Origin of the sequence: Viridibacterium curvum, from assembly GCF_039544165.1 — a bacterium.
Taxonomy (GTDB): Bacteria; Pseudomonadota; Gammaproteobacteria; order Burkholderiales; family Rhodocyclaceae; genus Viridibacterium; species Viridibacterium curvum.
Genome location: NZ_BAABLD010000002.1, coordinates 216988 through 237953, shown reverse-complemented (window position 1 = coordinate 237953; position 20966 = coordinate 216988). Strand labels below are relative to the sequence as shown.

21 protein-coding genes are annotated in these 20966 nt (G+C 60.1%); 2 read left to right on the top strand and 19 right to left on the bottom strand.

Annotated features, from left to right (window positions below):
- Window positions 1-33: 33 nt before the first annotated feature.
- The 16 genes from ABEA02_RS02280 to rpsB all read right to left on the bottom strand — a co-directional run bounded on the left by ABEA02_RS02280 (window position 34) and on the right by rpsB (window position 15003).
- On the bottom strand, window positions 34-819 hold the full coding sequence (locus ABEA02_RS02280) for a TrmH family RNA methyltransferase (protein WP_345531201.1): 786 nt from the start codon (window positions 817-819) through the stop codon (window positions 34-36).
- Entirely contained in the window at window positions 819-1421 is a 603-nt protein-coding gene (gene rnhB, locus ABEA02_RS02275) for a ribonuclease HII (protein WP_345531200.1), read from the bottom strand. Before rnhB ends, ABEA02_RS02280 begins: the two co-directional genes overlap by 1 nt.
- Complete coding sequence (gene lpxB, locus ABEA02_RS02270) at window positions 1418-2557, bottom strand: lipid-A-disaccharide synthase (RefSeq protein ID WP_345531199.1); 1140 nt, start codon at window positions 2555-2557, stop codon at window positions 1418-1420. Before lpxB ends, rnhB begins: the two co-directional genes overlap by 4 nt.
- Before the next feature lie 5 nt (window positions 2558-2562).
- Window positions 2563-3333 carry an acyl-ACP--UDP-N-acetylglucosamine O-acyltransferase gene (gene lpxA / locus ABEA02_RS02265; protein WP_345531198.1) on the bottom strand — a complete coding sequence of 257 codons (771 nt, stop codon included), beginning with the start codon at window positions 3331-3333 and terminating at the stop codon, window positions 2563-2565.
- The gene (gene fabZ / locus ABEA02_RS02260) at window positions 3330-3767 is read right to left on the bottom strand and encodes a 3-hydroxyacyl-ACP dehydratase FabZ (RefSeq protein WP_345531197.1); all 438 of its coding nucleotides are present in this window, start codon (window positions 3765-3767) and stop codon (window positions 3330-3332) included. Before fabZ ends, lpxA begins: the two co-directional genes overlap by 4 nt.
- Before the next feature lie 5 nt (window positions 3768-3772).
- Window positions 3773-4825: a UDP-3-O-(3-hydroxymyristoyl)glucosamine N-acyltransferase gene (gene lpxD, locus ABEA02_RS02255; protein ID WP_345531196.1), complete on the bottom strand. Its 1053-nt coding sequence runs from the start codon at window positions 4823-4825 to the stop codon at window positions 3773-3775.
- Entirely contained in the window at window positions 4822-5340 is a 519-nt protein-coding gene (locus ABEA02_RS02250) for an OmpH/Skp family outer membrane protein (RefSeq protein WP_425584650.1), read from the bottom strand. The genes lpxD and ABEA02_RS02250 overlap by 4 nt, the downstream gene beginning before the upstream one ends.
- A gap of 10 nt (window positions 5341-5350) precedes the next feature.
- Window positions 5351-7648, bottom strand: a complete 2298-nt coding sequence (bamA, locus tag ABEA02_RS02245; RefSeq protein ID WP_345531195.1) for an outer membrane protein assembly factor BamA — start codon at window positions 7646-7648, stop codon at window positions 5351-5353.
- A complete protein-coding gene (gene rseP / locus ABEA02_RS02240; RefSeq protein ID WP_345531194.1) occupies window positions 7648-9021 on the bottom strand; it encodes an RIP metalloprotease RseP in 1374 nt (457 codons plus the stop codon). The genes bamA and rseP overlap by 1 nt, the downstream gene beginning before the upstream one ends.
- A gap of 13 nt (window positions 9022-9034) precedes the next feature.
- Entirely contained in the window at window positions 9035-10222 is a 1188-nt protein-coding gene (gene ispC / locus ABEA02_RS02235) for a 1-deoxy-D-xylulose-5-phosphate reductoisomerase (RefSeq protein WP_345531193.1), read from the bottom strand.
- Window position 10223: 1 nt separating this feature from the next.
- On the bottom strand, window positions 10224-11045 hold the full coding sequence (locus ABEA02_RS02230; protein WP_345531192.1) for a phosphatidate cytidylyltransferase: 822 nt from the start codon (window positions 11043-11045) through the stop codon (window positions 10224-10226).
- Between the two features lie 3 nt (window positions 11046-11048).
- Window positions 11049-11819 (bottom strand): polyprenyl diphosphate synthase, encoded by a 771-nt coding sequence (uppS, locus tag ABEA02_RS02225; RefSeq protein WP_345531191.1) that lies wholly within the window; start codon window positions 11817-11819, stop codon window positions 11049-11051.
- A 38-nt stretch (window positions 11820-11857) separates the two neighbouring features.
- Window positions 11858-12415: a ribosome recycling factor gene (gene frr / locus ABEA02_RS02220; RefSeq protein WP_345531190.1), complete on the bottom strand. Its 558-nt coding sequence runs from the start codon at window positions 12413-12415 to the stop codon at window positions 11858-11860.
- 12 nt (window positions 12416-12427) lie between these two features.
- On the bottom strand, window positions 12428-13141 hold the full coding sequence (pyrH, locus tag ABEA02_RS02215) for a UMP kinase (RefSeq protein ID WP_345531189.1): 714 nt from the start codon (window positions 13139-13141) through the stop codon (window positions 12428-12430).
- Window positions 13142-13224: 83 nt separating this feature from the next.
- On the bottom strand, window positions 13225-14121 hold the full coding sequence (gene tsf, locus ABEA02_RS02210; protein ID WP_345531188.1) for a translation elongation factor Ts: 897 nt from the start codon (window positions 14119-14121) through the stop codon (window positions 13225-13227).
- A 135-nt stretch (window positions 14122-14256) separates the two neighbouring features.
- Window positions 14257-15003, bottom strand: coding sequence for a 30S ribosomal protein S2 (gene rpsB, locus ABEA02_RS02205; RefSeq protein WP_345531187.1), 747 nt, complete (start codon window positions 15001-15003; stop codon window positions 14257-14259).
- 201 nt (window positions 15004-15204) lie between these two features.
- Here rpsB and map point away from each other — a divergent pair, with 201 nt between their 5' ends.
- Both map and ABEA02_RS02195 read left to right on the top strand, forming a co-directional pair.
- Window positions 15205-16089 (top strand): type I methionyl aminopeptidase, encoded by an 885-nt coding sequence (gene map / locus ABEA02_RS02200; protein ID WP_345531583.1) that lies wholly within the window; start codon window positions 15205-15207, stop codon window positions 16087-16089.
- Between the two features lie 4 nt (window positions 16090-16093).
- A complete protein-coding gene (locus ABEA02_RS02195) occupies window positions 16094-18673 on the top strand; it encodes a [protein-PII] uridylyltransferase (protein WP_345531186.1) in 2580 nt (859 codons plus the stop codon).
- Here the strand turns inward: ABEA02_RS02195 and ABEA02_RS02190 are convergent.
- Genes ABEA02_RS02190 through ABEA02_RS02180 form a run of 3 tightly spaced genes read right to left on the bottom strand, consistent with a single transcriptional unit; the run spans window position 18662 to window position 20965 of the window.
- Window positions 18662-19465, bottom strand: a complete 804-nt coding sequence (locus tag ABEA02_RS02190) for a TatD family hydrolase (protein WP_345531185.1) — start codon at window positions 19463-19465, stop codon at window positions 18662-18664. The genes ABEA02_RS02195 and ABEA02_RS02190 overlap by 12 nt on opposite strands.
- Window positions 19449-20036, bottom strand: a complete 588-nt coding sequence (locus ABEA02_RS02185; RefSeq protein WP_345531184.1) for an ABC-type transport auxiliary lipoprotein family protein — start codon at window positions 20034-20036, stop codon at window positions 19449-19451. The genes ABEA02_RS02190 and ABEA02_RS02185 overlap by 17 nt, the downstream gene beginning before the upstream one ends.
- Window positions 20033-20965 carry an MlaD family protein gene (locus ABEA02_RS02180; RefSeq protein WP_345531183.1) on the bottom strand — a complete coding sequence of 311 codons (933 nt, stop codon included), beginning with the start codon at window positions 20963-20965 and terminating at the stop codon, window positions 20033-20035. Before ABEA02_RS02180 ends, ABEA02_RS02185 begins: the two co-directional genes overlap by 4 nt.
- Window position 20966: the final 1 nt, after the last annotated feature.

The following is a 20966-nucleotide window of genomic DNA, read 5'->3' as shown; positions in this document are numbered from 1 at the left end:
AGGGAAAACCACGACAAGGTTTCTGGATATAGATCAAATACGACGCTGACGGAGTTGTTCGAACAGGCAGACAGCGGCGGCGGCGGCAACATTCAGGGACTCTGTGCCGCCCGGCATGGGTATGCGCACACGCTGCGTTGCACGTTGCAGCATGGCAGCGCTCAAGCCCTGCCCCTCCGAACCGAACAGCCAGACTGCGGGGGCTCGCAAGTCAGTGGCGTAAAGGTCTACGGCGTCTATTGTCAGCGCAGTAGCCAGCACGGGGCCTTGCCAAGTGGACAATTCACCTGTCAGGTCGGCTCCCTCAGTAATGTGGAGTGCAAAGTGCCCGCCCATTCCGGCACGCAGGACTTTGGGTGACCATGCCTGCGCACACTGTGCGCTGAGCACAACGCGCCCAACACCGGCAGCCGCCGCTGTTCGTAGCAAAGTACCAAGGTTGCCCGCATCCTGAACGGCTTCCAGCATTAACACGTCGCCGCACACATTGACCGGCGAGTGACGTGGAATCTCGATTTCTGCAGCGATGCCCGCTGGCGTATCGACTGGACTGATCTGACGCAGCAAGGTCTCTGAGACCTCAAGCAACTCACATCGCGAGGGCAAGCCGCCCTCGACGATTCGCTGCACCTCCTGCTGCCGCATTGCCTTGGCGGTGACCACAACACGGTGAAAAACAACGCCCGCGGCACTGGCGGCCTTGATGAGATGGGCGCCATCAAGCACGGTCCGGCCTTGCTCGCGCCGGTAACGGGACTCCTCGACCAGGGCGCGCAGGTGTTTGAAAGTCGGATTGTCGCGAGACTGGATGAGCTTCATCACAGCAACGAGGCCTGAACAGGCAACTGCGCGAGAGCCTCGCGCACCGGAGCAAAACTGCGGCGATGGTGCGGCGTCGCCCCCAGGCGTGCCAACACTTCCAGATGAGCTGCCGTGGGATAGCCCTTGTGCTGGGCAAAGCCGTACTCGGGATAGTCGCGGTCCAGCGCCACCAACAAGGCATCGCGATGCGTCTTGGCGAGAATGGAGGCTGCGGAAATGGCGGGCTCCTTGGCATCCCCTTTGACAATCGCCCTGGCGGGCATTCTCAACCCGGGAGGAATGCGGTTGCCATCAATGAGCGCCTCGTTCGGCACAACGCTCAGCGCCTCGATGGCACGCCGCATCGCCAACATGCTGGCGTGAAGGATGTTGAGACGGTCGATCTCCTCGACACTGGCCTCTGCAATCGCCCAGGCCAAGGCATCCCGCTGGATCAACGGAGCTAACCGATCACGTGCCGCTTCCGAGAGCTTCTTGGAATCCGCAAGTCCAGCGATAGGGCGCGCCGGATCAAGAATCACGGCAGCAGCAACAACAGGCCCACACAGAGGCCCACGCCCCGCTTCATCCGCCCCCGCGATGAGCAGCACGGCACTCATCTCCGCCTCAACAGCGGCAGCAGCGCTTCGGCAGCACGCGCCGCATTGTCCTGCCGCAACTCGTGATGAATCGCGTCAAACCGTTCGGCCAGGGCTTCACATGCAGTACGGTCGTTGAGCCATTTCTCGATAGCGTCCGCCATGGCTGCTGGATTGACGGCATCCTGGATGAACTCCGGCACAAGGAACTCACGCCCGAGAATGTTAGGCAAACCCACGTAGGGTAGATAGGCCAGCCGTTTGATGATGTGATACGAGAGGCTCGCAAGGCGATAAGCAATGACCATGGGGCGCTTGAGAAGAGCAGCCTCCAGTGTCGCCGTGCCACTCGCAACGAGCACCGCGTCTGCTGCCGTCATGGCCTCACGCGAATGACCAAAGAGGATGCGGATCGGCAATTCCTGTGCATCGGCCCGCCGGATGGCCTCTTCGAATAGATGGCGAGTCGCCCGTGTCACGAGCGGCACGACAAAACGAAGCTCCGGATGACGTTCGTGCAGGATTCGGGCTGTCGCCACAAAATCATCGGCCAGTCTGCTGACCTCGCCATTGCGGCTCCCGGGCAGCAATGCCACCACCTTGGGCGCCTTGGGAATTCCCAGCAACTCGCGCGCTGCTTCGCGGTCAGGTTTCAGCGGAAACTCGTCCGCCAATGGATGGCCCACGAAATGCGCGCGGACGCCATGCTTTTCGAACAGCACGGGTTCGAATGGAAACAGGCATAGCACGCAATCTGCGGCGCGCTTGATCTTGAAGACGCGCTTGCCACGCCAGGCCCAAATGGTGGGGCTGACGTAGTGCGCCGTCGGGATCCCCGACTTACGCAACTTCTCTTCGAGACCAAGATTGAAATCCGGAGCGTCGATACCGATGAACAGATCTGGCGGCTCGGCGCGCAAGCGCTTAACCAAGCCATTGCGAATGCCCAGCAGCTCACGATATCGGAAAAGCACGTCGACGATTCCGTTTACGGCCAGACGCTCAGCCGACCACCAGGAATCAAATCCCTCTGCTTCCATGCGAGGGCCACCGATGCCAAAAAACTGCACATCGGGAAGATGCACCCGCAGGGCTCTCATGAGATGGCTGGCCAGCAGATCCCCCGAGGCCTCACCGGCCACCATGGCGATACGCATGATGCTCAGCGGATGATGCCGCGCTTCGAGGCTTCGAAGAAGTCCATCATGACCTGCAGCTCTGGCGTTGCCGCTGCAAGCTGTGCGACTTCTTCACGCGCCTGGGCCAGCGTGAGGTTTTCGCGGTAGATGGCCTTGTAGGCACGCTTGATCTGAGCAATGGCCTCGGCAGAGAAGCCACGACGACGCAAGCCTTCACTGTTGATGCCATGCGGTGTCGTAGGATTGCCGGCATGCATCACGAAGGGAGGCACATCCTGGGTGATGATCGCACCACCACCGGCCATGCTGTGTGCGCCGATGATGGTGAATTGATGCACGGCGGCCATGCCTCCAAGGATGACGAAATCACCGACGTGCACATGCCCACCGAGGGTGACGTTGTTCGCCATGATGGTCTGGCTGCCAACCTGGCAATCATGACCGATATGGACAGAAGCCATGAACCAGTTGTCGCTACCGATACGCGTAACACCCGCATCCTGCGCCGTACCGATATTGAAATTGCAGTACTCACGAATCGTGTTGCGATCACCGATCTCCAGCCGCGTCGGTTCGCCAGCGTACTTCTTGTCCTGCGGAATTTCACCGATCGAGCAGAACTGGAAGATGCGGTTCTCACGGCCAATGGTCGTGTGCCCCTTGATCACAACGTGCGAGCCGACAACGGTGTCGTCGCCGATCTCGACATGATCTTCGATCACCGAGTACGGCCCGATCTGGACACGCGCGCCGATCTTCGCGTTCGGGCTGACAAGGGCTGTGGGATGAATCATTTATTGAGCCTGATCGCGCACATGAGGTCAGCTTCAGCAGCCACGTCACTGCCGACGTAGGCCACACCCTTGTACTTCCAGATACCGCGCATGGTGCGGTCAATCTGCACTTCAAAGCGCAGCTGGTCACCCGGCACGACCGGGCGCTTGAAACGCGCATTGTCGATGCCAGCGAAGTACAACTCGGTCTTGTCATCCGGCAGGATGCCCTGCGTCTTGAACGACAGTACGGCACAGGCTTGCGCCATGGCCTCGAGAATCAATACGCCCGGCATCACCGGCATGTGCGGAAAATGTCCGTTGAAGAACTCTTCGTTGATTGTGACGTTCTTGATCGCGACAAGACGCTTGCCCAGTTCCATCTCGATCACTCGATCGACCAGCAGGAACGGATAACGATGCGGCAAGTAATTCTTGATCTCAAGGATTTCCATCGCGCTCACTCGTTCTTCTCCCCTTCTTTCAATTCCAGTTCGTTCAATCGTTTTTCAAGCTGTTTGATGCGATCGGCCATCGCGTCCAGATGCTTGACCTGGACGGCATTGCGTGCCCATTCGATATGCGGCTGCACGGGGATTACCGAGGTGTAGACGGCCTTCTCGGTCAGGCTCTTGGTGACACTGGAATGCGCCGACAAGACAATGTCGTCAGCAATCTCGATGTGCCCAGCCACGCCAGACGCTCCACCCACGAGTACACGCTTGCCAATCTTCGTACTGCCGGCAATGCCACTCATGGCCGCCATCGCAGTGTTGTCACCTACCTGACAGTTATGGCCAATCTGGATCAGGTTGTCGAGCTTGACGCCGTTACCGATCAGCGTGTCATCCAGCGCGCCGCGGTCAATACAGGTGTTGGCACCAATCTCGACGCAATCTCCGATTACCACCCGGCCGATCTGGGGAATCTTCTCCCAACTCCCGTCCTTGCGACGTGCAATACCAAAACCATCAGTACCGATCACGACACCGGAGTGCAGGATGCATTCCCGACCCAGTACGCAGTCTGACTTGATGACAACGCGAGAATGCAACCACGTCGCCTCGCCAATTGTCACCCCTTGCTCGATCACGCAACCCGGCCCCACCACAACACCTTCAGCGATGCTGCAGTTCTCACCCACGTATGCCAGAGCCCCGATGCTTGCACTGGCAGGCACAGGACTGAGCACGACGGCCGAGGGATGGATACCCCGCACGACCGCTGGCGGAGGATTCAGCAACTGCGAGACGCGTGCGAAATACAGGTAAGGATCGTCAACAACGATGCGTGGCCCAGACCACGCATCCGCCAGTGAGCGCGGCAAGATCAGCGCGGCCGCTTGCGTCGTTTCGAGACCCTTGCGGTACTTGGCATGTGCCACGAATCCGATCTCGGCTTCTCCGGCACGCTCCAGCGGCGCCACCTGGCGAATGCGCAGCTGTCCATTACCCTGCAACTCACCGCCCAATGCGGCTGCAATCTCGGAAAGAGTACGGCTGTGATCACTCATTTGGTCGGTGGTGCTACAGGGTCGGCAAGCGCCTTGATGACCTTGTCGGTAATGTCGATGGCCGGGTTGAAATACACGACTTCCTGCACGATCAGATCGTACTTTTCGGCCTCGGCAACCTGTTTGATCACGCGGTTCGCGCGATCCAGTACGCCAGACATCTCTTCACTCTGACGCTGGTTGCGGTCTTCAAGATATTCTCGGCGCTTGCGCTGGAACTCACGATTGAGATCGTTGAAATTGCGCTCGCGCGTTCTGCGCTCGGATTCCGGCATGGTCACGGAGTTCTTCTCCAGCGCATCCTGCATGGTCTGCAACTGCTTGGCGACACGCTGCAAGTCGGCATCACGCTTCTCGAACTCCTTGTCGAGTTTTTTCTGAACGCGCAAAGCGGGTGCGGACTCACGCATGATCTTGTCGGCATTGACGAAGCCGACACGCATGCCGTCGGCGGCATGGACAACACCGTTCAACAACGCCAGACATGACAGCAGGACAAACAGGAAACGGCTCATGGCAAGCCTCCTAGAAAATCTGGCCAAGCTGGAACTGGAATTTCTGGGTACGGTCCCCTTCCTTCTTGTTGATCGGGAACCCCAGACTGAACTTCATCGGCCCGATCGGCGACGCCCAGCTCATGGCCACACCGTAGGAATAGCGCATCTCCCACAGGTTCATGCCCTCGCCCTTGGGCCAGACCTGACCTGCATCAAGGAAGGTGCTCAGACGCATGCTGCGGTCCTTCTCTTTCATGCCAGGCATCGGAAAGAGCAGTTCCAACGAGCCTGTCGCAAGACGCGCGCCTCCATACGACTCGCCCGTACGGTTGCCGTACTTGTCGAGCACCTCATCGCCCAGAGAAGAATCCCTGTAACCACGCACCGAGCCTATCCCGCCAGCATAGTAGTTCTTATAGAAAGGCAAAGACTTGCCACCATAGCCAGAAGCCGCCCCCAGTTCTGTTGCCATCAACAAAGCGACGCGCTCCGTCATGGGGAAGAAGCTCTGGATCGAGTATCCGACGCGTGCGTATCGCAGATCCGCCACTGGAATCGCCACATCGGTATAGATACGCTGATAGGTTCCGCGCATCGGATAAATCACGCTATCGCGCCGATCGCGGGACCAACCAACATTTCCGAGAAGCGTCGTCGCGGTATCCCCGTTTTCCTGAACGAAGGTCCGATACTTGACAGGACTGTCGTCAAAAACCCCAATGTCTGTCTTGTCGTACGACAGACCAAAACTGACAGTATCGTCTTCCGCAACCGGCACACCGAAACGCACGCCACCACCTTGGGAACGCGTGGCATAACGCCCCACAGCCAGCTCGCCGGTATCAACCTTGCGCTGGTAGAGATCAAAACCACGACTGACCCCATCCTGGGTGTAGTAGGGATTGGTGTAGGACAGCTGCAAATTCTGATTCACGCGCCCTGAGGTCACCTGCAAGGTCAGTGCATTGCCTGTACCGAACAGATTGTTCTGCGATACCGACCCGCTGAGAACGACTTTTTCCGTCTGAGAGTAACCCACGCCGACAGACAGGTTACCCGTCGGCCTCTCCTTCACCTTAACGTTGAGATCGACCTGATCCGAAGTCCCGGGTACAGCATCGGTATCAACCGTGACTTCCTCGAAGAACCCCGTACGTTCGATACGCGACTTGGAGCGATCTACACGCTCCCTGTCATACCAGGCGCTCTCCATCTGCCGGATTTCGCGACGGATGACCTCACTCTGCGTTTTATTGTTACCCGAGATATTGATGCGATTGATGTACGCGCGTCGACCAGGATCGATAAAAAAGGTGACAGCAGCTTCGCGCTTTTCCCGGTTCAGTTCCGGAATGGGATTCACGTTGGCGAACGCGTAACCATCATTGCCCAAGCGATCCGTCAACTTGCGTGAAATCTCGTTAAGACGCTCACGGGAATAGACTTCGCCCGGCTTGATATTAACCAGCTTGCTCAGCTCGGTTTCGGGTACGAGGAAGTCCCCCGCCAGCTTGACATTGGAAAACTTGTAAGCCACGCCTTCGCGAATTCCGATGGTGATGTACACGTCTCGCTTGTCGGGCGTGATCGATACTTGCGAAGACTCGATGGCGAAATCAGCGTAACCATGATCTAGATACCAGGAGCGGATCTCTTCAAGGTCCCCCTGCAACCGCTGGCGCGAATATCGATCGCGTTTATTCCACCAGGTGAACCATCCAGACTCACCAAGGTTCATCAGATCCAGCAATTTGCTCTCGGAATAAGCCGAGGCCCCGATGATACGAATGCGCTTGATCGTCGCGATCTGACCCTCATTGATCTCGATATTGATCGCAACGCGATTGCGTTCGAGTGGCGATGCCGTTGTGCGTACGGTCACACCGTAATAGCTCTTGGTCAGGTAAAGCTGCTTGATTTCCTGTTCGACACGGTCAAGCACGGAGCGGTCAAAAGTCTGGGCCTCCGCAATACCTGCATCCTTTAAACCTTTGAGCAGAACATCGTTGCTGAACTCATCATTGCCGCTGATCGAGATGCGTGCGATAGCCGGACGCTCGTCCACCTGCACAACCAGAACGGCCCCTTCTGCCTCGATTCGCACGTCGCGGAAAAAGCCGGTGGCATAGAGTGCCTTCAGTGCCTGTGCGATCCGTTGATCATCGACGGTGTCTCCAATGCGGATTGGCAGGTAATTAAAGACCGTGCCGGCTTCCACTCGCTGTACACCTTCAACCCGGATGTCCTTCACGACGAAGGGTGACAGCGCGAATACGGCGGGCGCAAAAAGAGCAGCCAGCGCCGCGGAAAGAATTGTCTTGGTCATCAGCCCAGGCCGGAAAACTGTCGATTGATGTCGTTGAAGAAAGCGAGAAGCATCAGGCAGCCGAGAAGCACGAAGCCGACGCGCTGACCAAGCTCCATTACATGCTCGGAGAGCGGCTTTCCACGAATGATTTCAGCGAGATAATACAGCAAGTGCCCACCGTCCAGCAGCGGTACCGGCAGCAGGTTCAGCACCCCCAGGCTGATGCTGACAAGCGCAATGAAGCTGACAAAAGAGTCCAGCCCTGCCCTTGCGCTTTTGCCTGCGTAGTCCGCAATGGTCAAGGGGCCACTGACATTGCTGAGTGACACATCGCCACGCAACATTCGCCACATGACTTTGAGACTGAATGCTGTCGTAGTCCACGTTGACTCCATCGCTTTGCCCAGCGCATCGACCGGCCCATAGAACACTTCGGTCATCGTGATCCGCTGTGCCTGAGGGTCCGGCTTTACTTCGATGCCCACACGCCCCCGCGGCGGCTGACTGCCCGCGACAGACTCGATGCTGACGGTCAGATCGACCAGCTTGCCTGCCCGCTCAACACGCACGGGCACCGTGTGTCCGGATAGCGCTGCCACCGTATCGGCAAACACCTGGAAATGCGGGATAGCCACCTCATCCAGCAACACGATGCGATCCCCGGGTTGGATACCAGCCTTTTCGGCCGGACTGCCAGGCAACACACGCCCCACCACCGGCGAAACCTGCGGCATGGGCGGACGCAAACCAATTTGCTGCATGGGGTCAGGCTGACGATCATCGATCGACACGCCTCGCAGGTCGAGCTTGCGCTCTACGCGCTCACCGTCGGCAGACTGCACGAGCAACGACAAGGTTGCTCCGTCGATAGCCGACTCAATGACTGCCCAGCGCAAATCACCCCAGGATTGCAGCTCCTTTCCCCCGGCTTCGACGATGCGATCGCCACTGTTCAGGCCGGCACGCTGCGCAGCAGACCCGGGCTGAACACTGCCCACGGTCGATGCAACCTCAAACTGCCCGGTCATGAACAACACCCAGTACACGACGATCGCGAGCAGGAAATTTGCCGCTGGCCCGGCAAGCACAATCAGGGATCGCACCCAAACAGACTGCTGATTGAAGGCTCGGTGCAGTTCTTTCGCCGGCACGATATCGCCTTCGCGCTCATCCAGCATCTTGACGTAGCCGCCAAGGGGAAAGGCACAAATGGCCCACTCCGTGTCGTCCTGACCCGCACGACGCGACCAGAGGACGCGACCAAAACCGAACGAGAAACGCAGAACCTTGACACCAGACCAGCGCGCTACAAGGTAATGCCCCAGTTCGTGAATGACCACCAGAACCGCAATGGCAACAATGAAAGCCAGGATTGTTTGCAGCAAGGCCATGGAGAGCGCTCCCTCAGTGTCCTGCCCGGGCTTCCAGTTGCTCGCGTGCGCGGCTACGTGCCTCACCGTCGACGCCTGCAACTGTCGGCAGATCATCAAGGTGCACGACCGGCATGCGCGTCATGACCGCCTCAACCAGCGAGGCAATGCGATCGAACCGCAAACGCCCGTCGAGAAATGCCGCGACCGCAATTTCGTTGGCCGCGTTAAGCACCGTCGCGGCACTACCGCCGGCTTGCAGCGCGTCATAGGCAAGACGAAGACAGGGAAAGCGCTGCAAATCGGGGTCCTGGAAGCTGAGCTTGCCAGTTCGACAAAGATCCAGCATGCCGGTTCCGGACACCAGGCGATCCGGAAATCCCAGCGCATGGGCAATGGGGGTCCGCATGTCAGGCAAGCCAAGCTGGGCAATCACGGAACCATCGATGTAATCGACCATGGAGTGGATGACACTCTCCGGATGGATCACCACCGCAATGCGCTCCGCCTCTACCCCGAACAGCCAATGGGCTTCAATGACTTCCAGCCCCTTGTTCATCATGGTGGCGGAATCCACAGAAATCTTGCGCCCCATGACCCAGTTGGGATGCGCGCATGCCTGATCCGGGCTCACGTCGGCCAACTGCTTGATCGGGGTGTCACGGAAAGGCCCCCCAGAGGCAGTCAGGACGATGCGACGCACGCCACACTCGCGCAAACCGTAGTCAAAACCGACTGGTAAGGACTGGAAAATTGCGTTGTGTTCACTGTCTATGGGTAACAAGGTGGCACCTCCAGTGCGCACAGCCTCCAGAAACAGCTCGCCGGCCATGACCAGCGCCTCTTTGTTGGCGAGCAGGAGACGCTTGCCCGTGCGCGCCGCAGCGAGGGACGACGGCAATCCAGCGGCGCCTACGATCGCTGCCATGACCGTGTCGACCTCGGCCGCCGAGGCTATCTGTTCCAGCGCCTGCGGGCCGTACAGCACTTCGGTAGCAGTGTCTGCACCCACCAGCGTGCGCAGCTGCTGTGCCTCGGACGGCCCTGCCACCACGGCAACACGCGGACGGTGCTGACGGCATTGCTCAGCCAACTCTGCGACACGGCTGTGCCCACTCAGCGCAAACACTTCAAAGCGGTCCGGGTGACGCGCCACAACGTCCAGCGTGCTACAACCGATGGATCCGGTCGAACCGAGAATGGTGATGGATTGGCGCTTCATGTCAGCGACAGATCAACCATATCAGGCCAGCCAGAGGTAGCGTCGGCAACAGACTGTCAATGCGGTCCAGAACACCACCATGTCCGGGCAGGATGTTGCCGCTGTCCTTCACTTCAGCGCGACGCTTGAGCAGAGACTCGAACAGATCTCCCTCAATGCTCATTGCCGTATAAACCAAGGCAAGGCCAAGCCAAGCCAGTAGTGGCATCCAACTGGCCACAGCAGGAACCAGCAGGTGCATGGCCAGCGCGTAAAGCGCAACTGCCACCAGGGCGCCATATGCGCCCTCGCGACTCTTGCCCGGGCTGATCGTAGGCGCCAGTTTGACTTTTCCCCACCGACGCCCGACGAAATAAGCGGCCGTATCAGCAATCCAGACCGGTGCCATGAACGCCAACAAGCGCAAAGGCTCATCACGGCGTAGCTCAACCATGGCGATGGAAGCCGGCACCAGGACGATCAGTCCATAAATGAAACGACCGTAAAAGCCGCTCAAACCAAGCTCATAGCGCAACAGGACTGGTACCGAAAACAGCCACAGAGCCAAAGCGCATCCATATGCAGCTCCGCCGAGAACCATCAGATCCTGCTTCACGCCAGGCCCTGAACCGGCAACGCCAAACCCCAGCACAGGCAGCACAGCCAACACTGCAAAAACATGACGCTCGACCGTTGAGGACTTCAGCAAGCGAGACCATTCACCGGCCGCCAGCCAGACGATCGCAGCAACGAAGCAGGCCCATGCCCAATCAGGAAAGGCAAACAAGGCCACTGCAAGGATGGCACCGACAATCAGGGCGGTAATGACGCGGGTCTTGAGCATGTATCAGTTTTCCCCAGCGGGCTTGTCGAGCTGTTCGCTGGTGCGGCCAAAGCGACGCTCGCGCTGACGGAACGACGCAATCGCCTCGCCAAATGCTTCAGCATCAAAATCCGGCCACAAGCGATCAGTAAAGTAGAACTCTGTGTAAGCCAACTGCCAGAGCAAGAAGTTGCTGACGCGCTGCTCGCCCCCCGTTCGGATGAAGAGATCAGGCTCAGGCGCATCGGCCAGGGTCAGATAGGGAGCCAGATCGGCCTCCTCGTAACGCCCAGCCTTCTCCGGATGCTCAGCCACCATATTGTTGATGGCATTTAGCACATCCCAGCGGCCGCCATAGTTGGCCGCCACTGACAGGGTCAGCGCAGTATTGGCCCCTGTCAGCGCCTCGGCCTCCCGGATGACTTCAACCAGCGAAGGATCAAAGCGTGACAGGTCGCCAATAACGCGCAGGCGGATGTTGTTCTTGTGTAGTCGGGCTGCTTCATCCCGCAATGCCTGCATGAACAGGTTCATCAGGAACGACACCTCGTCCGGCGGACGACGCCAGTTCTCCGAGCTGAACGCGAACAGTGTCAGGTGCTCGACACCGTGGTCGATGCACAGCCGCACTACGGAGCGAACCGTTTCCACGCCACGCTTGTGCCCTGCCACGCGGGGCAGGAAGCGCTTCTTGGCCCAGCGCCCGTTGCCATCCATGACAATGGCAATATGTCGGGGCACAACCGAGGATTCGGGAATTTCACGCGTAGAGCTGAACAGACGCGACAGGGGCATGAGGCCGGGCTCCGCAGGACGTGATGGTCAGGCCTGAATCAAACCTGCATCAGGTCCTGTTCTTTTTGCGCGAGGAGCTTGTCGACTTCAGCAATGTATTTGTCGGTCAGCTTCTGGACGTCTTCCTGCGTGCGACGGTCTTCGTCTTCGGAAATTTCCTTGGCCTTGAGTGCATCCTTCAAAGAGGTATTTGCATCACGACGCAGGTTACGGATCGCCACCTTGGCGTTCTCACCTTCGCTCTTGACCACCTTGATCAGATCACGACGACGCTCTTCGGTCAGCGCAGGCATCGGCACACGGATGATGTCGCCCATCACGGCAGGATTCAGGCCTAGGTCAGACTCACGAATCGCCTTTTCCACCTTGGCAACCATGTTCTTTTCCCAAGGCTGCACACCCAGAGTACGGGCATCCAGCAAGGTCACGTTGGCAACTTGCGGAACGGCAGTGGGCGAGCCGTAGTAATCGACCATCACATGATCGAGCAGACCAGCGTGCGCACGGCCCGTACGCACTTTGCCGAGGTCGTTCTTGAGCGCCTCGATCGACTTCTGCATCTTGGCTTCAGTATTTTTCTTCAGTTCGGGAATCATTATTCAGCCCCTTCAAACGTGAACCAGCGTGCCTTCATCTTCACCCTTCACCACGCGCAGCAGCGCGCCTGGCTTGAAGATACTGAAGACCTTGATCGGCAGACGCTGGTCGCGACACAGTGCAAAAGCCGTAGCATCCATGACCTGCAGGTTGCGGGCAATGGCCTCATCGAACGTCACAGTCGTATAACGGGTCGCCGTCGGATCCTTCTTCGGATCGGCCGTGTAGATACCATCCACCTTTGTGGCCTTGAAGACGATCTGCGCACCGATCTCGCTGCCGCGCAGCGCGGCGGCCGTATCAGTCGTAAAGAAGGGATTGCCGGTTCCGGCGGCGAAGATGACCACACGGCCTTCTTCAAGGTGGCGGATTGCGCGGCCACGGATGTAGGGTTCCACGACCTGATCGACACGCAGTGCCGATTGCACGCGCGCACCGATACCCGCGTGGTTGAATGCGTCGGCAAGTGCCATCGCATTCATGATGGTTGCCAGCATTCCCATGTAGTCAGCCGTTGCGCGATCCATGCCAGACGCAGCGCCAGCCATACCACGGAAGATGTTGCCGCCACCGATGACCACACCGATCTCGACCCCCAGCTTCGCCACTTCGGCCACATCGGCCACGATGCCGGAAACCACCGACTGGTTGATACCGTAGGCATCATCCCCCATCAGGGCTTCACCGGAGAGTTTGAGCAGAATGCGTTTGTAGGCAGCAGCCATCTTTTCTCCTGTGGGGTTGGTGTGGCGCCGAACGGCGCCACAGGTATTCAATGTCAGGGCGGGCATATGCCCGCCCCGCAGACTCAGCGAGCCTGGGCAGCAGCAGCCTGGGCAGCGACTTCAGCAGCGAAGTCCGTGACCTTTTTCTCGATGCCCTCACCAACGAGGTACAGCGTGAAGCTTGCCACCGATGCGGACTTGCTCTTCAGCAATTGCTCGATGGTCTGCTTGCCGTCTTCAGCCTTGACGAAGACTTGCGACAGCAGGGTCACTTCCTTCAGGAACTTCTGCACCGTGCCCTCAGCGATCTTCGCCAGCATCTCTTCCGGCTTGCCCGATTCCTTGGCTTTTTCGATGGCCACGCGACGCTCGGTCTCGATGAGCTCGGGCGCAACGCCCGAAGCGTCCAGCGACTTCGGCTTGCTGGCCGCTATGTGCATCGCGATGTCCTTGGCCGTGGCATCGTCACCACCCACCAGATCCAGCAGCACGCCGACCTTGGAGCCACCGTGGATGTATTGAGCAGCCTTGCCCTTGGCTTCGACGCGCTCGAAACGACGGATCGAGATGTTCTCACCGATCTTGCCAACCAGTGCGGTGCGCACGGCTTCGACGTTCGAGCCCTGCAGCGCCAGGCCCGACAGAGCAGCCACGTCGGCCGGATTCTGCGTGGCCACCAGTTCGGCAACAGCCTTGGTGAAAGCCAGGAAGTCGTCGTTCTTCGCCACGAAGTCGGTTTCACAGTTCACTTCGACAATGGCGGCCAGCTTGCCGTCAGCGGAAATGTAGGTGCCGACGATGCCTTCAGCCGTCACGCGGGCAGCCGCCTTGCTGGCCTTGTTGCCCAGCTTGACGCGCAGGATCTCTTCAGCCTTGCCCAGATCGCCGTCGGCTTCGGTCAGCGCCTTCTTGCATTCCATCATGGGCGCGTCGGTCTTCGCGCGCAGTTCAGCCACCATGCTTGCGGTAATTGCCGCCATGCTTGCTCCTTGAGTTCAGTCCAGATGCCGCTTATAGCGGCTTGAAGAAAAAACAGCCGGTCGCGTGCGATGCACGCCCCCGGCTGCGATTTTCAGGGGGCTCCATGTGGGGCTGATGACAGCCCCGGCCCATCATTACGCAGAAGCTGCGGCGTCCACTTCGACGAACTCGTCGGACACAGCTGCCACGAAGGCTTGCTCCATGTTGCTCTTGCCTTCCAGCACGGCATCAGCCACGCCTTGGGCGTACAGACGGATCGCGCGCGACGAGTCGTCGTTACCCGGAATCACGTAGTCGACACCTTCGGGGCTGTGGTTGGTATCCACAACGGCGATCACGGGGATGCCCAGCTTCTTGGCTTCGGTGATGGCGATCTTGTGGTAGCCCACGTCGATCACGAAGATCGCGTCCGGCAGGCCGGCCATGTCCTTGATGCCGCCAATGGACTTCTGCAGCTTCTCCAGCTCACGCTTGGCCATCAGGGCTTCTTTCTTGGAAAGCTTGTCTTGCGAGCCTTCCTCGAACATCTGTTCCATTTCCTTCAGGCGCTTGATCGAGCCCTTAACCGTCTTGAAGTTGGTCAGCATGCCGCCGAGCCAACGTTCATCCACGAAAGGCAGACCGGCACGTTGCGCTTCTTCAGCAACGATCTCGCGGGCCTGACGCTTGGTGCCCACCATCAGAACGGTGCCACGGTTAGCCGACAGCTTCTTGATGAAGGCCATGGCTTCGTTGTACTTCTGGAGAGTCTTCTCCAGGTTAACGATGTGAATCTTGTTGCGATGGCCGAAAATGAAGGGGGCCATCTTGGGGTTCCAGAAGCGGGTCTGGTGGCCGAAGTGGACACCGGCTTCCAGCATTTGACGCATGGTCACTGCCATTTTGATACTCCGTATTTACAGGTTTGGTCCGCCGCCTGCGGCTGCATGTAACGTCCATGCCCAGTGCCGTTTCTGAGTCGAAGCTGACAGAACGGCCAACCCATTACCGCTGGCGTGTGAATTTGCGCGAATTTATACATCCAAAGCAGCGCAGCCCACGATTCTAGCAGCGAAGCGGCCCGAGGCTCAAGCCCGCCATTGCTGCCCAGCCGCAAACGGGTTACCTTTGCCCCTTTGCGCCAGCCACTCCCCCGCAGCATGAACGTCGTCATCAAGACCCCCGAAGAAATCGCAAGCATGCGCGTCGCAGGCCGCCTAGCCTCCGAAGTGCTGGACTACATCACCCCGTTTGTCGTGCCGGGCGTAACAACCGAAGAGCTGGACCGCCTGTGCCACGACTACATGGTCAATGTGCAAGGCACGATCCCGGCTCCGCTGAACTATTGCCCTCCAGGCTATTCCCCCTACCCCAAGTCGATCTGTACCTCGATCAACCATCAGGTCTGCCACGGTGTTCCTGGCCCCAAAGCGCTCAAGAAGGGTGACATCGTCAACCTGGACATCACGGTCATCAAGGATGGTTTCCACGGAGACACCAGCCGCATGTTCCTGGTTGGCGGCGACGTCAGCATCCAGGCCAAGCGCCTGTGTCAGGTCACCTACGAATGCATGTGGCTGGGCATTGCCGCCGTGAAGCCTGGTGCCACGCTGGGCGATATCGGGCATGTCATCCAGCGCCACGCCGAAGGTGCCGGCTTCTCGGTCGTTCGTGAATTCTGCGGCCACGGCATCGGCCGCAAGTTCCATGAAGAGCCCCAGGTCGTGCACTACGGCCGCCCTGGCACCGGCATGACGCTGCGCGAAGGCATGATTTTCACCATCGAGCCCATGATCAACGCCGGCAAGGCCGCGATCTCGGAACTACCTGACGGCTGGACCATCGTCACGCGCGACCGCTCGCTTTCGGCACAGTGGGAGCACACCATCGTCGTCACCCCTACCGGCGCCGAAGTCCTGACAGTATCGGCAGGCTCGCCGGCCATCCCTGAGATCGTCAGCAACGCCGGCATCCGCCTGGCCAGCTGACACAATGGGGACTCCCCTGCTGCCTGACCGGGCCCTGCTTGAAACCCTGCGCGTCGTGCTGCAGACCGCTGCCACATGTCTGCAGGAAGACTACGAACAGGATCCCAACCCGACACGTCTGCTGCAAAGTCGCGCCCGCATCGTCGACTTCGTCCTGTCAGACCTCTGGCAGATGTGCGGGCTACCGGCCGAGCTGACCCTGGTTGCCGTCGGCGGCTACGGTCGCCGCGAGCTCTACCCTTACTCCGACGTCGACATCCTCGTACTACTGCCCACCGACGAAGTAGAGGACGATGTACGCCAACGCATCGAAGGGTATATCGGCTGCCTGTGGGATCTGGGCCTCGACATAGGCCACAGCGTGCGCTCGGTAGACGAGTGCATGCGCGAATCCGCACTCGACGTCACCGTCCAGACCAACCTCATCGAATCGCGACGGCTCACCGGCAGCCTGCCGCTGTACCGCGAATTCCTGCGTCGCCTGTTCGTCGAGTTCAACCCGGAATCCTTTTTCCACGCCAAGTCAGCCGAGCAGGAGCAGCGCTACAACCGCTTCAACCAGACGCCCTATGCGTTGGAACCGAACTGCAAGGAAAGCCCGGGCGGCCTGCGTGACCTGCAGGTCATCATCTGGCTAACCCTGTCAGCTGGTCTCGGCACGCGCTGGTCTGACCTCGCCCGCCACGGCCTCATCACCCGCGACGAAGCACGCGAACTCCGCACCTGCGAACGCTTCATGCAGCACGTGCGCATCCGCTTGCACTACATCGCGCGACGCCGTGAAGATCGCCTGATCTTCGACGTGCAGGAAACGCTCGCCAAAGCCTTCAGCCTCGAAGCCACAAAAGCCAAGCGCGCATCCGAAGTGATGATGCAGCGCTACTACCGTGTCGCAAAGAAGATCACCCAGCTCAACGGCCTGCTGCTGCAGAACATTGCCCAGCGCTATGCACCACCCGCGCTCAGCAACGTGCGTGCCGTCGACGAAGACTTCCAGATCTGCGGCGAACTGCTCGACATCGTCGACGACGACGTCTTCGAACGCCACCCCGGCGCCATGCTCAAAGCCTACCTTCACATGCAGCAGCAAAGCGGTGTCAAGGGCATGAGCGCGCGCACCCTGCGCGGCTTGTGGCGTGGCCGCAAACTCATCAATGCCGCCTTCCGCCGCGATCCCGAGAACCGCAGCACCTTCCTCGCCATCTTCCAGCAGACACGTGGCCAGACGCACGAACTGCGGCGCATGAACCAGTACGAAACGCTGGGCAGCTACCTGCCCGCCTTTGGCCGCATCGTTGGCCAGATGCAGCACGACCTCTTCCACGTCTACACCGTCGACCAGCACATCCTGCAGGTCCTGCGTAACGTACGCCGCTTCGCACTCGAAGAGCACGGCCACGAATACCCGTTGATGACCCGCCTGATGGCCGAATTCGAGCGCCCCTGGGTGCTCTACATCGCTGCCCTCTTTCACGACATCGCCAAGGGCCGCGGCGGCGACCATTCCACGCTGGGCATGAGCGATGCGCGCCGTTTCGGTCGCGACCACGGCATGCTCAAGGAGGACGTCGACCTCATCGTCTGGCTGGTCGAACAACACCTCGCCATGTCGCAGGTCGCGCAGAAGCAGGACCTCACCGACCCCGACGTGATTCGCCAGTTCGCCGCCCGCGCCGGCACCGAACGACGCCTGACCGCGCTCTACCTGCTTACCCATGCAGACATCCGCGGCACCAGCCCCAAGGTATGGAACGGCTGGAAGGGCAAGCTACTCGAAGACCTCTTCATGGCCTCGCGCCAGTTATTGCGCGGCGACACCCCGCAACTCGCGCTGGGCCTCGACGAACGCCGCGAGCAAATCCGCGAACGTCTGCGCTTCTACGGCCTCATGCCCGATGTCGAAAACGACCTCTGGTCCGACCTCGACACCGTGTACTTCCTGCGCCACGACATCGAAGAAGTCGCCTGGCACACGCGCATGCTCTACCACCGGCCACACGGCGATGAGCCCATCGTCAAGGCGCGCCCCAGCCCGGTCGAAAAGGGGCTGCAGATCATGGTCTACACGCGTGACCAGAAAGATCTGTTCATGCGCCTGTGCGCCTACTTCGCGCGGCTCGGCTACACCATTCTCGACGCCAAGATCCACACCACCACCAAGGGCTACGCGCTGGACAGCTTCGTGGTCATGGACCCCGGCCAGGAAACCGACTACCGCGACGTCATCGGCCTCATCGAGCACGACCTCACCGAGCGCTTGCGCAGCGAAGCGCGAATCGACGCGCCGACGTCAGGTCGCGTCTCACGCCAGATCAAGCACTTCCCGATCACCCCCGCCGTCACGCTGCAGCCCGACGAACGCGGCCAGCACTTCATCCTCTCCATCGTTGCCGCCGACCGCCCCGGCCTGCTTTACTCCGTGGCGCGCACACTGGCCGAACACGGCGTGGAAGTGCACACGGCAAAAATCATCACGCTGGGCGAACGCGCGGAAGACACGTTCCTCGTCAGCAGCCGCAACCTGGACAATAGCGGCAAGACCGTGCAGCTGGAAGCAGCTTTGCTCGAACGGCTAAGGGTTTAACACTTCGCAAGCATTGGCGCTGGTGCGGGCCACAAGCACAGTCGTTTCGAGCCCACGTAATTCGGCCAGCACCTCAGCAAAGCGCCTAACCTCTGCCGGCTCATTGCGCCCCTGCGGCAGCCATGCCGGAGGAATGTCCGGCGCATCGGACTCCAGCACGATGCTCTCCAAAGGCAGGGTCGCTGCGAGTTCGCGGATGCGCGTCGAGCCGCTATAGGTCATTGCGCCACCGAAACCCAGTTTGAAACCCAGATCGATAAAGGCCTGCGCCTGCTGGCGGCTGCCGTTGAAGGCGTGGGCGATGCCGCCTCTGAGCTTATGGCGCCGCAGGTACTTGAGAACTCGGTCTTGCGCACGGCGCACATGCAGGATGACGGGCAGGTCGAATTCGCGAGCGAGTTTGAGCTGGGCGTTGAAGAACCACTCCTGCCGCTCCGGGTCGCCATCGGGTTCGAAACCGTCGAGGCCGATTTCGCCGACGGCGCAGGCGTCGCCTTGTGAGAGCTGCGCGCGCAGCACTTCGATGTCGGACTCCTGTGCGCGATTGACGTACAACGGGTGAATGCCCAGTGCAAAGACACTGCCGGGCAGTGAGCGTGCCAAGCTGCGGACAGTCTCGAAGTTGCTGACTTCAACCGCGGGCAGCACAAAGCGCGTGACGCCGGCGGCTCGCGCCCGTGCAATCACATGTTCGCGGTCGGCGTCGAACTCGGCTGCGTCCAGGTGCAGGTGGGTATCGATCAGCGCGAGCTGACCGGGCTTAGCTTCGGACGTTTCAGCTGCGGCAGACACGCGCCGCATCCCCGTCCAGCCAGGCCGCACTCTGCGCTGCCAGCTGTTCAACAGCCGTACGCAACGCCAGAGCCCCGGTAGCGGGGCCGCTGCCCTGCAGAGGTACGCGCAAATCAAAGCTGCGCTGCGTCACAAGCTGCTGGGCGTCACGCAGCAGCTGCGCGTCTGCCGACACGACAGCTTGCGCCGCGCCGCCCTGCTCTACTTCGACGATGAATTCGCCCAGCGAGATCTGCAGGCGACAGCGTGCACCACCCTCCAGGCCCAGACTTCGCGTGAGTGCGGCTTCCACCATGCTTGATGGCGGTGCTGCCCAGCGGTTGCTTGCGTAGACGCCGCGACGGGTGGGCTGGGCTCTTTCGCGATACAGCATTGCGGTACTCGCCACAACAGGCTGGGCGATGACCTGGAGGCTGCGCAACGGCACCGGGCTGCGCGTAGCACCTGCCGGGAAGCTGCCGCCCAGATCGTGTTGGGTAAGCTGGGGCGCCGGCGAAGGCGTACTGCAGGCCGCCAGCATCAGTAGTGCGGAAGACAGGATGAGAGGGCGCATGGAGATTCGACGCGTCATTTGGTGGCCGCCTCGCCGGGGCCCGGTGGTGGCGCTTCGCGCCCCATCAGCAGCATCTGCGGTGAACGCTGCAAGTCGCCGAGCAAGCCATTGATCTGTGCCGAGGTACCTTGCAGTTCAGTACTCAGGGCATTGATGCGCGGCAGCGTGTCGGCGACGAGACCACCTTGCAGATCGGAGCCCAGGCGATCAATGCGTGCTCCCGCAGCGTCAATCTTGCCGATGGCCCGATTCCAGTTATCGATGATGCCCGGCAACTGCTTTGTAGCCTTGCTGACTTCACGCACGGCACTCTGCAGCTCTGCGGCGGCTTCGGGTGAGGCATAGGCGCGCACGTCCTTCACCAGCGCGGGCATCTGGGCCAAGGTCTTTTCGAGGTGGGTTGTACTGGCGGCAATGTTCTGCAGTGCTTTGTCGATGCGTTCGAGGTTCTCGGCGCGCAGCACATGGGCGACACCTTGCGAGGCTTCATCGAGGCGGCCGACGACGCGGCGACCTGTCTCGCTGGCCTGATCGACAAGCCCCGGCTGCAGCGCGATGCGTGCTACGTCTTCGCCCACCGGGAGCAAGGGGCGCGGATCCTTGCCCGAATCATCGAGCTGAATGAAGGCATTGCCGGTCAGCCCCTGGAAGCCAAGGGTGGCTACAGTGCCGTAGGTGATCGGCACATCCTGACGAACGCGGATACGCACCACGACTTTGTGAGGGTCTGAATCATCAAGGTCAATGGCCATCACGCGGCCCACGCGCACCCCGCGAAAGCGCACTGCGGCCTGACTGGTCAGGCCCGTCACGCCTTTGTGGGTCTCCAGCTCGTAAATGCGGTATTCCTCACCGCCACCGCCAAACCACCACACGACAGCGATGATGGCTCCGGTAAGCAGCAGGGCAACGAAACCAACTATCAGGGCGTGAGCGCGATTTTCCATG